The organism is Pseudoduganella plicata (assembly GCF_004421005.1).
Classification (GTDB): Bacteria; Pseudomonadota; Gammaproteobacteria; order Burkholderiales; family Burkholderiaceae_D; genus Rugamonas; species Rugamonas plicata.
The window spans coordinates 4,734,899-4,747,311 of record NZ_CP038026.1; the positions used below are offsets into that span (position 1 = coordinate 4,734,899).

Sequence of the window (12,413 nt, forward strand, 5' to 3'; positions counted from 1 at the left end):
TCATGATCTATAACGGCAAAATCGCACTGGTACTGGGGCTCGGGGAATCCGGGCTCGCCATGGCGCAGTGGCTGGCCCGCTGCTGCGCGCTGCTGCGCGTGGCCGACACGCGCCCCGTGCCCGAGCGGCTGCCCGTACTGCGCGAAACGCTGCCGGGCACGCAGTTCGTCTCGGGCCCGTTCAACGCCGCACTGCTCGATGGCGTCGATTTCGTTGCGGTCAGCCCCGGCCTGGCGCCGCACCGCGAACTGGCTGGGATCATCCCGGCCGCGCAGGCCGCCGGCATTCCCGTCTGGGGCGAGATCGAGATATTCGCCCAGGCGCTGGCCTGGCTGAAGGCGGACCGCGGCTATACGCCGAAGGTCATCGCCATCACGGGCACCAACGGCAAGACCACCGTCACCACCTTGACGGGCCAGCTGTGCGAGCGCGCCGGCCTGACCACGCGCGTGGCCGGCAATATCAGCCCGGCCGCGCTGGACGTGCTGCGCGCCGATATGGACAGCCCCGACGCACTGCCGCAGGTGTGGGTATTGGAGCTGTCCAGCTTCCAGCTGCACACGACGTACTCGCTGCAGGCCGATGCCGCAACGGTGCTGAACGTGACGCAGGACCACCTGGACTGGCACGGCACCATGCAGGCGTATGCGGATGACAAGGCCCGTATCTTCGGCACCGACACGGTGCGCGTGCTGAACCGCAACGACGCCTACAGCCTGCGCATGGCCAACCCGACGGGAACCAATGTCACGTTCGGCACGGATGCGCCGGAAGCGCCGGACAGCTTCGGGCTCGTCAGTGAACGGGGCATCCACTGGCTGGCGACGGCCGAGCCTCTGGACGATGCGGAACCGAAGAAGCGCCGCAAGAACGAACCCGCGCCCGTTGTCGAAACGATGCTCAAAAAGCTGATGCCGGCCGACGCGCTGCAGATCCGCGGCACGCACAACGCGTCGAACGCGCTGGCCGCGCTGGCGCTGTGCCGGGCGATCGGCCTGCCGTTCGCACCGCTGCTGCATGCGCTGCGCGACTACAAGGGCCAGCCGCACCGCGTGGAACTGGTGGCGGCCATCGACGGCGTCGAGTTCTACGACGACAGCAAGGGCACCAACGTGGGCGCGACGGTCGCGGCCATCGACGGCCTGGGCAAGAGTTTCACGGGTGAAAACCAGAAGCTGGTGCTGATTGCCGGCGGCGACGGCAAGGGCCAGGAATTCGAACCGCTGGCCGGGCCGGTGTCGCGCTACGTACGCGCCGTGGTGCTGATCGGGCGCGATGCGCCGGCCATCCGTGCCGCGCTGCTCGATTCCGGGGTGCGCCTGGAGGATTGCGCCACACTGGAGGAAGCAACGAAACGCGCCGCGGCCCTGGCGCATGGCGGCGATGCAGTGCTGCTGTCGCCGGCGTGCGCCAGCCTGGACATGTTCAAGAACTATGCCCATCGCGCCCAGGTATTCATCGACACCGTGCGCGAGCTGGCACTGGACGCGGGGCAGGAGATCTGATGCAGCTCCCGTTCAAATTCGGCGGCGGTTCGGCGGCAACGCCAATCGACATCCGTGCGCGCCAGTCGCGCATGATGGAATACGACCAGCCGCTGGTCTGGGTTGTCATCCTGCTGATGCTGCTGGGGATGGTGATGGTGTATTCCGCCTCCATCGCACTGCCCGATTCGCCCAAGTTCGCCGCATACTCGAACACGTACTTCCTCAGCCGCCAGGCCACCTTCATGGCCATTGCCGCGGTCGCGGCGGCGTTCGTGTTCCGCGTTCCCATCGCAACAATGCAAAAGGCGGCGCCGTACCTGTTCATCGCCACCCTGGTGCTGCTGGTGCTGGTGCTGATCCCCGGCATCGGCATCGTCGTCAACGGCGGGCGCCGCTGGCTGCCGTTCCGCCTGGGCCAGCCGTCCGAAGTGATGAAGCTGATCATGGTGCTGTACGCGGCCGATTACACGGTACGCAAGCAGGAATACATGCACAAGCTGACCAAGGGTTTCCTGCCGATGGCGCTGGCCGTCAGCTTCGTCGGCCTGCTGCTCCTGCTGGAGCCCGATCTGGGCGCGTTCGGCGTGATCGTCTGCATCGCCATGGGTATCCTGTTCCTGGGCGGCGTCAACGCCATCTGGTTCGGCGGCATCGGCGCGATGCTGGTGACGATCTTCGTGACGATCATCGCGCTGTCGAAGTTCCGGCGGGACCGCTTCTTCGCCTACCTCAATCCGTGGGAGGAGGAGAACGCGTTGAACAAGGCTTACCAGCTGACGCACTCGCTGATCGCCTTCGGGCGCGGCGAGTTGTTTGGCGTGGGCCTGGGTGGCAGCGTCGAGAAGCTGCACTACCTGCCCGAAGCGCATACCGACTTCCTGCTGGCCGTGATCGGCGAGGAACTGGGTTTGGTCGGCGTGCTGGTCGTCATCGCGCTGTTCTACTGGATCGTCAAGCGCGCATTCGATATCGGCCGCCAGGCCATCGCCATCGACCAGACCTTTGCCGGCCTGGTTGCCAAGGGCATCGGCATCTGGCTGGGCGTGCAGTGCTTCATCAATATGGGTGTGAACCTGGGACTGCTGCCAACCAAGGGCCTGACGTTGCCCCTGATGAGCTATGGCGGCTCCGGCGTCGTCATCAACTGCGTGGGCCTGGCGATCCTGCTGCGCATCGATTACGAGAACCGCGTGCTGATGCGAGGAGGCCGGGTATGACGCGATCTGTCAAACGACTGATGATCATGGCGGCCGGCACGGGCGGCCATATCTTCCCGGGCCTGGCGATCGCGCAGACGATGCGCGCGCGCGGCTGGGAAGTCACGTGGCTCGGCACGTCGCATGGCATGGAACAGGATCTCGTGCCGAAGCAGGGCGTGGCGATGGACGTCGTCCATTTCAGCGGCATGCGCGGCAAGGGCCTGGGCCACACCGTGTCAGGCGGCTTCAAGCTGCTCAAGGCGTTTGCCGACTGCTCCGGCTATCTGAAGCGCAGGAAGCCCGACGTCGTGCTGGGCATGGGGGCTACGTGACCGTGCCGGGCGGGATGAGCGCGAAGCTGCGCGGCGTGCCGCTGGTGCTCGTCAATGCCGATGCGGCGCTGCTGCTGTCCAATAAGACGTTGGCGCCGCTCGCCTCGCGCGTGTGCTTCGGCTTCCCGGCGGACTTCGGCAGCGCGGCCGCCAAGGCGGTCGTAACGGGCAACCCGGTGCGCAAGGAGATCCTGGACCTGCCCACCCCGGCGCAGCGCTTTGCCGGCCGTAGCGGCCCGCTGCGCATCCTCGTGGTTGGCGGCAGCCTGGGGGCGAAAGCGCTGAACGATGCCTTGCCCGCTGCGCTGGCGCTGCTGCCGGAAGCCGAACGGCCGCTGGTGACGCACCAGTCGGGCAAGAAGAATATCGACGCGCTGCGCGCCGCGTACACGGGCGCGAACGTGTCCGCAAAAGTGGTCGACTTCATCGACGACATGGCTGGCGCGTACGCGCAGGCGGACGTCGTCATCTGCCGCGCCGGCGCGATCACCGTGTCGGAGCTGACGGCAGCCGGCGTGGCCAGCGTGCTGGTGCCGCTGGTGGCATCGACGACCAGCCACCAGCGCGACAACGCGCAGTGGATGGCAGGGCAGAAGGCGGCGATTCACCTTCCGCAAACGGAACTGACGGCGCAAGGCCTGGCCGCGCTGCTGCAAACGCTGACGCGCGCCGACTGCGAACGGATGGCCGTGGCGGCGCATGCGGTGGGCAAGCGCGACGCCAACGACGCGATTGCCGCCGTGCTGGAACAACTTTCATAAGAAGAAAAACGTGAAACATAAAGTCAAGAACATCCATTTTGTAGGCATCGGCGGCAGCGGCATGAGCGGCATCGCCGAGGTGCTGGTCACGCTGGGCTACAACGTCTCCGGCTCGGACCTGGGCAGCAATGCCGTCACGCAGCGCCTGGCCGACATGGGCGCCACCGTGCACCAGGGCCATGCGGCCGAATTCATCGGCGCAGCGGACGCCGTTGTCACGTCCACCGCTGTCAAGGCGGACAACCCGGAAGTGCTGGAAGCGCGTCGCCGCAAGATTCCCATCGTGCCGCGCGCCGTCATGCTCGGTGAGCTGATGCGCCTGAAGCGCGGCATCGCTATTGCCGGCACGCACGGCAAGACAACGACGACATCGCTGGTTGCCTCCGTGCTGGCGCAGGGCGGGCTCGATCCGACGTTCGTCATCGGCGGCCGCCTGACGGCGGCCGGCGCCAACGCCCGGCTGGGCTCCGGCGAATACCTGGTGGCCGAGGCCGACGAGTCGGATGCATCGTTCCTGAACCTGACACCGATGATCGAGGTGATCACGAACATCGATGCCGACCATATGGACACGTACGAGCACGATTTCGAGAAACTGAAAGCGGCGTTCGTGCACTTCACGCACCGTTTGCCGTTCTATGGCCGCGCGATGATGTGCATCGACGACCCGCACGTGCGCAGCATCCTGCCGCAGGTGACGAAACCGGTGACGACGTACGGCTTCGCCGAGGATGCCGAGGTGCGCGCCGTGAACGCCCGCGCCGACGGCACGCTGATGCGCTTCACGGTGCTGCAGGAAGGCTATCCGGACACGGAATTCGTGCTGAACCAGCCCGGCATGCACAACGTGCAGAACGCCTGCTCGGCCATCGCCATCGCCCGCGAGATCGGTGTCGAGGACAAGGACACGCAGGCCGGCCTGGCCGGATTTGCCGGCGTGGGCCGCCGCTTCACCAAGTATGGCGAGGTGGCCGCGCCGAACGGCGGGACATTCGCGCTGGTGGACGACTTCGGCCACCACCCGGTGGAAACGGAAGTGACGCTGGCCGCCGCGCGCGCCGCGTACCCGGGCCGCCGCCTGGTTCTGGCGTTCCAGCCGCACCGCTACAGCCGCACGCGCGACCTGTTCGACGATTTCGCCAAGGTACTCTCCAAGGTCGATGTGCTGCTGCTGGTGGACGTCTACCCGGCCGGCGAAGCGCCGATCGTGGGCGCCGATGGCCGCTCGCTGGTGCGCGCGATCCGCGCCCGCGGCCAGACGGAACCCGTGTTTGTCGAGACCCTTGCCGACCTGCCGGAAACGATCATGAACGTGGTGCGCGACGGCGACGTCGTGCTGACGATGGGGGCGGGCGCGATCGGCGGCATCCCCGCGAAACTGACCAGCTATCAGAAAGTCACTCAATGAACCCAATCACTTCGCAGGAAGCCAAGGGCTTCGGCAAGGTCGGCGTGCTGTTCGGCGGCCGCTCGGCCGAGCGCGACGTTTCCATCATGTCCGGCAGCGGCGTGCTGGCCGCGCTGCAAAGCCAGGGCATCGACGCCCACGCATTCGATCCAGGCCAGCGTTCGCTGGCCGAACTGGCGGCGGAAAAATTCGACCGCGTCTTCATCGCGCTGCACGGCCGCTATGGCGAGGATGGCACCCTGCAGGGCGCCCTGGAGCTGCTGGGCATTCCGTACACGGGCAGCGGCGTCATGGCCAGCGCCATCGCAATGGACAAGATCACGACGAAAATCCTGTGGCTGAAGGAAGGCATTCCGACGCCGGCCTACGCCGTGCTGCATGCCGACACGGACCTCAGCGCTGCCGCCGCGCAACTGGGCCTGCCGCTGATCGTCAAGCCGCCGCACGAGGGATCGTCGATCGGCTTCTCGAAAGTGGAGGCGGTGGCCGACTTCCAGGCCGCGTATGACAAGTGCGCGCCGCTGGACGACTCCGTGCTGGCCGAATCGTTCGTACAGGGGCGCGAGTTTACCGTCGCCGTGCTGGGCACGGGCGCCGCCGCGCGCGCGCTCCCGGTCGTCGAGATTGTCGCGCCGCAGGGCGACTACGACTACCAGAACAAATATTTTACGGACACGACGCAGTATTTCTGCCCGCCGCAGCTGGATGACGCCATTCAGGCCGAGATGCGCGACCTGGCCGTACAGGCCTACCGCGCCGTCGGCTGCGAGGGTTGGGGCCGCGTGGACGTGCTGCTGCGCGCACAGGACAACCGTCCGTTCCTGCTGGAGGTGAATACGTCCCCCGGCATGACGAGCCACTCGCTGGTGCCGATGGCGGCGCGCGCGGAAGGCCTCAGCTATGAGCAGCTGTGCGTGGAAATCCTGCGCGGCGCGCGGCTGAAGAACGCAAAAGGCTGAAGAACCGATGTGGCATGACGCGAAAGCCCTGAATGCAACCGCCAGCGGCATATTTGCCGTGGTGGTGGGCGCTTGCGTTGCGACAGGGGTGTGGTGGCTGGCGCACCGTCCTGTATTCGATCTGCGCACCATCCGCGTTGAGTCGATGGACCGTGGCGAGTTGCGGCACGTGAACCTGCTGACTTTGAAGAACGGCACGCAGGGGCGCATCGTCGGCAACTTCTTCACGGCGAACCTGGAGACGGTGCGCCAGGTGTTCGAGGCGGTGCCGTGGGTACGCCGCGCAACGGTGCGGCGCGAATGGCCCGACCAGTTGATCGTGGAAGTGGAAGAGCACGAGGCGCTGGGGACGTGGGGCGAGGATGGCCGCCTGCTGTCGGTCAAGGGCGATGTGTTTACCGCCAACCTGGCCGAGGCGGAAGAGGACCAGCGCGAGGATCATCAGCTGCCCCAGTTCTCGGGACCGGAGGGCAGCGAGAAGGAAGTGCTGACGCGCTACACGGAGCTGCGCAAGTGGTTCGCACCCGTGCAGCTGGCGCCGCAGGGACTGGCGCTGTCGACCCGCTACGCGTGGACGGTGACGCTCGACAACGGCATGAGCGTGGCGCTGGGGCGCGAGCAGACGCCGACGACGCTGAAGGAGCGCGTGCAGCGCCTGGTGGGCATCTGGCCGCAGCTGGCCAGCCGCGTGCAGAACATCGAGAACATCGACATGCGCTACCAGAACGGTCTGGCGCTGTCCGCGACAGGATTGAAGATACCGGCCGAGAAGCCGCACAGGTAGCTGTAAAAACTATCAGTGACAAACAACAGAAGCAGCAGTAACGACGACGAAAAGAACAGCAGGCAAAACAGATGACAAAAGACGCGAAAAACCTGATCGTCGGCCTCGACATCGGCACCTCCAAAGTGGTGGCCGTGGTGGCCGAAGTGATGGCCGATGGACGCCACGAAGTGATCGGGCTGGGTCAGCACGAATCGAAGGGCCTGAAGAAGGGCGTGGTGGTCAACATCGAAGCGACCGTGGAGTCGATCCAGCGCGCGCTCGAAGAGGCCGAGCTGATGGCCGACTGCAAGATCCGCAATGTCTACGCGGGTATCGCGGGCAGCCATATCCGCAGCTTCAATTCGAGCGGCATGGTGGCCATCAAGGAAAAGGAAGTCACGGCGACCGACGTGGCGCGCGTCATCGAAACGGCAAAGGCGGTTAACATCCCGACCGATCAACAGCTGCTGCATACCGTGCCACAGGAATTCATCGTCGACAGCCAGGAAGACGTGCGCGAGCCGATCGGCATGAGCGGCATCCGCCTGGAAGTGAAAGTCCACATCGTGACCGGCGCCGTCAGCGCCGTGCAGAACATCGTCAAGTGCGTGCGCCGCTGCGGGCTCGAGGTCTCGGACCTGATCCTGCAGCCGATGGCATCGGCAGATGCCGTGCTGACGCCGGACGAAAAAGAATTGGGTGTAGTGCTGATCGATATCGGCGGCGGCACCACCGACGTTGCAGTGTTCTCGGACGGCGCGATCCGCCATACGGCAGTGATCCCTATCGCCGGTGACCAGATCACCAACGACATCGCAATGGCCTTGCGGACCCCCACCTCGGAAGCGGAAGAAATCAAGATCCGTTACGGCGTGGCCAAACAGGTACTGGCAGATCCGGGGGAACACCTGGAAGTGCCGGGCCTGGGCGACCGTGGCCCCCGCAACCTTTCCCGCCAGGCGCTGGCTGCCGTCATCGAGCCGCGCGTGGAGGAATTGTTCGCCATGGTGCACCAGGTCGTGCGCGAATCCGGATACGAGGGCGTGCTCTCGTCCGGGATCGTGCTGACCGGGGGCACGGCGATCATGCCCGGCATGATCGAGATGGCGGAAGACATCTTCCTGAAGCCGGCGCGCATGGGGACGCCGGACTATCGCGGCCAGCTGGCCGACGTGGTGCGCAGCCCCCGCTACGCCACCGTGCTCGGACTCCTGATGGAAGCGAAGAAGCAGTATCTGCGCGGGCATATCGTGACGCGCCAGGACGGGTCGGTAAAAGCGGTGTGGCAGCGCATGAAGGAGTGGTTCCTGGGTAATTTCTAAAAATGGGGAAGGCGTTGGCTGCGACAGCGGTTGCGCTTCCCGGGACGGTACAAGATTTCAGTTTTTTGGGTATTTCTCATTCAATTATATTTTTGCGCTGTTCAATCGCCAGTTCTCCTACCGATATGAGGCCTGTCGCTTGAAACCGCATACTTTTAGGAGCACATCATGGAGTTCGATATGGTCGATAACGCAGCACTGGGTACGGTCATCAAGGTCGTCGGTGTCGGTGGAGCAGGCGGCAACGCCGTGCAGCACATGATCAACAAAGGTATGAGCGGCGTCGAATTCATCGCCGCCAATACCGATGCCCAGGCGTTGTCCGCTTCCAAGGCCGGCAACATCATCCAGATCGGGGATACCGGCCTGGGTGCGGGCATGAAGCCCGAAGTCGGTCGCAAGCTGGCCGAGGAATCGCGCGCCCGCATCGAAGATGCGCTGCGTGGCGCGCACATGGTGTTCATCGCCGCCGGCATGGGCGGTGGCACGGGTACGGGTGCCGCGCCGATCGTCGCCGAAGTGGCGAAGTCGCTGGGCGCGCTGACGGTGGCCGTCGTCTCCAAGCCGTTTTCGCACGAAGGCCAGAAGTGCATGGACATCGCCGACGAGGGCCTGGAGCAGCTGTCTGAAAATGTCGACTCGCTGATCGTCATCCTGAACGAGAAGCTGGAAGAGATCTACGAAGACGAATCGCTGATCGAATGGCTGCAGCACGCCGACGACGTCCTGAATAACGCCGTTGCCGGTATCGCCGAGATCATCAACGTGCCGGGCCACATCAACGTCGACTTCAACGACGTCAAGACGATCATGGGCGAGCAGGGCAAGGCCATGATGGGTACGGCCACCGCCGCAGGCGTGGACCGCGCGCGCATCGCGGCCGAGCAGGCCGTTGCTTCGCCGCTGCTGGATGGCATCGACCTGTCCGGTGCGCGCGGCGTGCTGGTCAACGTCACGGCCAGCCGTAGCCTGAAGGGCAAGGAGATCAAGGAAGTCATGGCTGCCGTGCGTGCATTCGCGGCACCGGACGCGTCGATCGCGCAAGGTATCGCGTACGACGACTCGATGGGCGATTCGATCCGCGTGACCGTCGTGGCGACGGGCCTGGGCAAGGCGAAGAAGCACGTGCAGCTGGTGCCGCAGCAGATGCTGCGCACGGGTACCAACGGCGGCCTGCATCCACAGGCTTCGCTGGGCGGCGGCGTGGGTTCGACGTCCGTCTCGATGGGTGCCGGTGTGGGCGCCGGCCAGTCGTTCGAAGGCATGAAGGCGCCGGCCGTATGGCGTCGCGAATCGGCCTCCGAGCAGGTACGCGCGATGGAAAAGAACGGCATGGAGACGTACGACATTCCGGCATTCCTGCGCAAGCAGGCGGACTGACGTTCACGACACAACAAGGCGCCCCAACGCCCGCAGGGCAAACCGGGGCGCCCGCTGCCGGGTCTACGTGAGAGGGATACTGGCACTTTGAGCAAGATTGCTCACCCTCTGGCATACTGCTGCCGGAGGCTGGCCGCGCCTGACGCGGCCTTTTTTTATTCTGAACTGGAGTTCCCATGACCATCAAGATCGGCGACACGCTGCCGGAAGGCACGCTGTCCGAATACATCGAAGTCGAAACGGAAGCCTGCGCGCTGGGCCCGAACACGTTCAACGTCCAGGAGCTTGCGAAGGGCAAGAAGATCGCCATCTTCGGCCTGCCGGGCGCCTACACGCCAACCTGCTCGGCCAAGCACGCCCCGGGCTACATCGCCCATGCCGACGAGCTCAAAGCCAAGGGCATCGACGAGATCTGGTGCATCTCCGTCAACGACGCCTTCGTCATGGGCGCTTGGGGCCGCGAACTGAACGCCACGGGCGTCGTACGCATGATGGGCGACGGCAACGCCGCGTTCACCAAAGCGCTGGGCCTGGACGCCGACTTCGCCAAGTTCGGCATGGGCACGCGCTCGCAGCGCTACTCGATGCTGGTCGAGGATGGCGTCGTCAGGCAGCTCAACGTGGAGCAGGGCGGGAAGTTCGAAGTGTCGAATGTGGAGACGTTGCTGGGGCAGATCTGAACCCAGGACGTTGGAGCAGTACGCCGGGGAGGGCAAGGTGCCAGTCCCCGGCAGTTCGCGAGCGTTGCGTGGATGCAGGCAAAAAACCGGGTCAGTCCGCGGTGGGGACAGGCCCCTGCTTCTTCCGGCTGCGCTTCTTCGGCGCCAGCATGACGCCCGTGCAGGTCGGTGCGCCGCAGTGGCAGGCGAATGCCTTCTTGACGGCCGGGGTGTGGCGCTCGTCGTAGATCAGGCCGTAGTTGTACTTGAGCTCTTCGCCCTTCTCGATGTCCATCAGCGCGTGGATGTAGACGCGGCCTTCGTCTTCCATCGCTTCGCAGTTCGGTTCGCACGAGTGGTTGATGAAGCGCGCGTCGTTGCCGCCGGCGCCGCCGTCGATCAGCATGCCGTCGTTCAGCGTGAAGAAGAACGTGTGGTTGATCGGCCCGCCCTTTTCGGCGGTGCGGCGGCAGGTTTCCTCCCAGTCGACGATCTCGCCCGTGTATTCGATGATGCGTTCACCGGCCTTGATCTTGCGGCGCGCAAAGACGCCCCGGCCGTGGATGGGGGATTCGTGGACGACGTACAGGGGTGTGGCGGGCTTGGTCATGTCGAAATGATACCGCGCGTTGGCGCCTCGCACGATTCGTTGTGGTCACGCCGCACATTATTTTGCGATGACAGGCTTTTGCCACTTCGACAGGTCGACGGATTCCCAGACATCGTCTTCCGCCGTGGGTCCGCGGTACGGCGTTCCCGTCTCTTCCGGGTTCGGTACGCGCGTGCCCACGATGCGCCATGCGCCATCGGTCTGGCGCAGTACCGCCGTTTCGACGTAGCGGATAAAACCACCCCGTTCCAGCGTGACGGCGTAACAGCCGTCGCCCTGGCCGGCCCAGCGAAAACGCGTCATCGGCGCGGGGTTCTTGCTGAGCGCATCGGTGGCGCTGAAGCGTTCGTTCGAATCGGCCAGGCCGCCGATTCCCGGTCTGCCGCGCCCCAGCAGCTGCTGGATGTCGAGCGGCAGTTCGTGGATCAGCAGCGGCAGTGCGGGCTTGATGCAATCGGCGGCGGCAGGAACCTCGGCGGCGTGGACGGCGCCGCTGGCGAGCAGTGCAAGCAGGGTGAGTTTTTTCATGGGAGAAGGGCAATGGTGTCTCTCCAGTCTAGCGGAAAAAGCCCCGGCCGCGACCTGACATTGTTACAAGTCTTTGCGTACAATGACCAGCACGACCACAGGAGATGGAGCCCCGTTGAAACCGCACGCCAAGGAAAACCTGCATGCCATCTACGCGATGACGATTGCCGTCGCGATGTTCTCGTTCATGGACACCGCCATGAAGCTGCTGGCCGGCCACTATCCCGCGATGCAGGTGACGGTGCTGCGCTCGTTCTCGTCGCTGCCGCTGGTGTGCGCGTGGGTCGCCTGGCGCGGCAGGTTCCCGACGATGCTGAAGGTGCGCTGGTCGCTGCAGCTGCTGCGCGCCGCGCTGGGCATCGCCATGCTGACGATGTTTGCCTTTGCCCTGAAGTCGCTGCCGCTGGCCGAAACCTATTCCGTGTTTTTCATCGCGCCGGCGCTGATCACCGCGTTGTCCGTCCTCGTGCTGAAGGAAAAAGTCGACGGCATGCAGTGGCTGGCCATCGGCGTGGGCCTGGTTGGCGTTCTGGTGGTACTGCGGCCCGACGGCACCAGCTTCATTTCCGTGGCCGGCCTGGCGGTGCTGGGATCGGCCGCATGCTATGCCGTGTCGGCCATCGCCAGCCGCATCCTGTCGCGCACCGACTCGAACGAGCAGATCATGTTCTGGATCCTCATCATGATGGGCTGCGGCGCGTTGCCGCTGGCGTGGAGCGGCTGGGTGCCGCTGCGGCTTGAGGACTGGCCCGTGCTGCTGGCGCTGGCCGTCAGCGGCTTCCTCGGCCAGCTGGCGATCACGCGCGCGTTCAGCATGGGCAAGGCGTCGATCGTCGCGCCGTTCGAGTACACGGCGCTGGCATGGGGCGTCGCCATCGACTGGGCGCTGTGGAACACGCTGCCGGACCGCTGGACCATCACGGGCGCCGGTATCATCATTGCCAGCGGTCTTTACCTGGCGCGGCGCGAGGCCGTGCACAAGGAAGCGGAGCATCCTTGACC

Annotated in this window: 11 protein-coding genes and 1 pseudogene; 10 read left to right on the forward strand and 2 right to left on the reverse strand. The window is 65.1% G+C overall.

Annotation, left to right across the window (positions count from 1 at the left end; genetic code table 11):
- Positions 1-2 precede the first annotated feature (2 nt).
- The 9 genes and pseudogenes from murD (at position 3) to E1742_RS21055 (ending at position 10,294) form a co-directional block, all read left to right on the forward strand.
- The gene (murD, locus tag E1742_RS21015) at positions 3-1,505 is read left to right on the forward strand and encodes a UDP-N-acetylmuramoyl-L-alanine--D-glutamate ligase (protein WP_134387077.1); all 1,503 of its coding nucleotides are present in this window, start codon (positions 3-5) and stop codon (positions 1,503-1,505) included.
- Complete coding sequence (gene ftsW / locus E1742_RS21020; RefSeq protein WP_134387078.1) at positions 1,505-2,704, forward strand: putative lipid II flippase FtsW; 1,200 nt, start codon at positions 1,505-1,507, stop codon at positions 2,702-2,704. Before murD ends, ftsW begins: the two co-directional genes overlap by 1 nt.
- A gap of 20 nt (positions 2,705-2,724) precedes the next feature.
- Positions 2,725-3,779: pseudogene (gene murG, locus E1742_RS21025) on the forward strand (undecaprenyldiphospho-muramoylpentapeptide beta-N-acetylglucosaminyltransferase).
- Between the two features lie 10 nt (positions 3,780-3,789).
- Positions 3,790-5,187, forward strand: coding sequence for a UDP-N-acetylmuramate--L-alanine ligase (gene murC, locus E1742_RS21030; RefSeq protein ID WP_134387079.1), 1,398 nt, complete (start codon positions 3,790-3,792; stop codon positions 5,185-5,187).
- The gene (locus tag E1742_RS21035) at positions 5,184-6,146 is read left to right on the forward strand and encodes a D-alanine--D-alanine ligase (protein ID WP_134387080.1); all 963 of its coding nucleotides are present in this window, start codon (positions 5,184-5,186) and stop codon (positions 6,144-6,146) included. Before murC ends, E1742_RS21035 begins: the two co-directional genes overlap by 4 nt.
- Positions 6,147-6,153: 7 nt before the next feature.
- Positions 6,154-6,930, forward strand: a complete 777-nt coding sequence (locus E1742_RS21040) for a cell division protein FtsQ/DivIB (protein ID WP_134387081.1) — start codon at positions 6,154-6,156, stop codon at positions 6,928-6,930.
- 71 nt (positions 6,931-7,001) lie between these two features.
- Positions 7,002-8,234, forward strand: coding sequence for a cell division protein FtsA (gene ftsA, locus E1742_RS21045; protein WP_134387082.1), 1,233 nt, complete (start codon positions 7,002-7,004; stop codon positions 8,232-8,234).
- Positions 8,235-8,402: 168 nt separating this feature from the next.
- Positions 8,403-9,614, forward strand: coding sequence for a cell division protein FtsZ (gene ftsZ / locus E1742_RS21050; RefSeq protein WP_134387083.1), 1,212 nt, complete (start codon positions 8,403-8,405; stop codon positions 9,612-9,614).
- 176 nt (positions 9,615-9,790) lie between these two features.
- Positions 9,791-10,294 (forward strand): peroxiredoxin, encoded by a 504-nt coding sequence (locus E1742_RS21055; RefSeq protein ID WP_134387084.1) that lies wholly within the window; start codon positions 9,791-9,793, stop codon positions 10,292-10,294.
- Between the two features lie 91 nt (positions 10,295-10,385).
- Here the strand turns inward: E1742_RS21055 and E1742_RS21060 are convergent, their stop codons facing one another.
- Both E1742_RS21060 and E1742_RS21065 read right to left on the reverse strand, forming a co-directional pair.
- Positions 10,386-10,883 (reverse strand): SET domain-containing protein, encoded by a 498-nt coding sequence (locus tag E1742_RS21060; RefSeq protein ID WP_134387085.1) that lies wholly within the window; start codon positions 10,881-10,883, stop codon positions 10,386-10,388.
- A 57-nt stretch (positions 10,884-10,940) separates the two neighbouring features.
- The gene (locus tag E1742_RS21065) at positions 10,941-11,411 is read right to left on the reverse strand and encodes a hypothetical protein (protein ID WP_134387086.1); all 471 of its coding nucleotides are present in this window, start codon (positions 11,409-11,411) and stop codon (positions 10,941-10,943) included.
- A gap of 157 nt (positions 11,412-11,568) precedes the next feature.
- Here E1742_RS21065 and E1742_RS21070 point away from each other — a divergent pair, with 157 nt between their 5' ends.
- Positions 11,569-12,411: a DMT family transporter gene (locus E1742_RS21070; protein ID WP_134388267.1), complete on the forward strand. Its 843-nt coding sequence runs from the start codon at positions 11,569-11,571 to the stop codon at positions 12,409-12,411.
- The last annotated feature ends 2 nt before the right edge of the window (positions 12,412-12,413 follow it).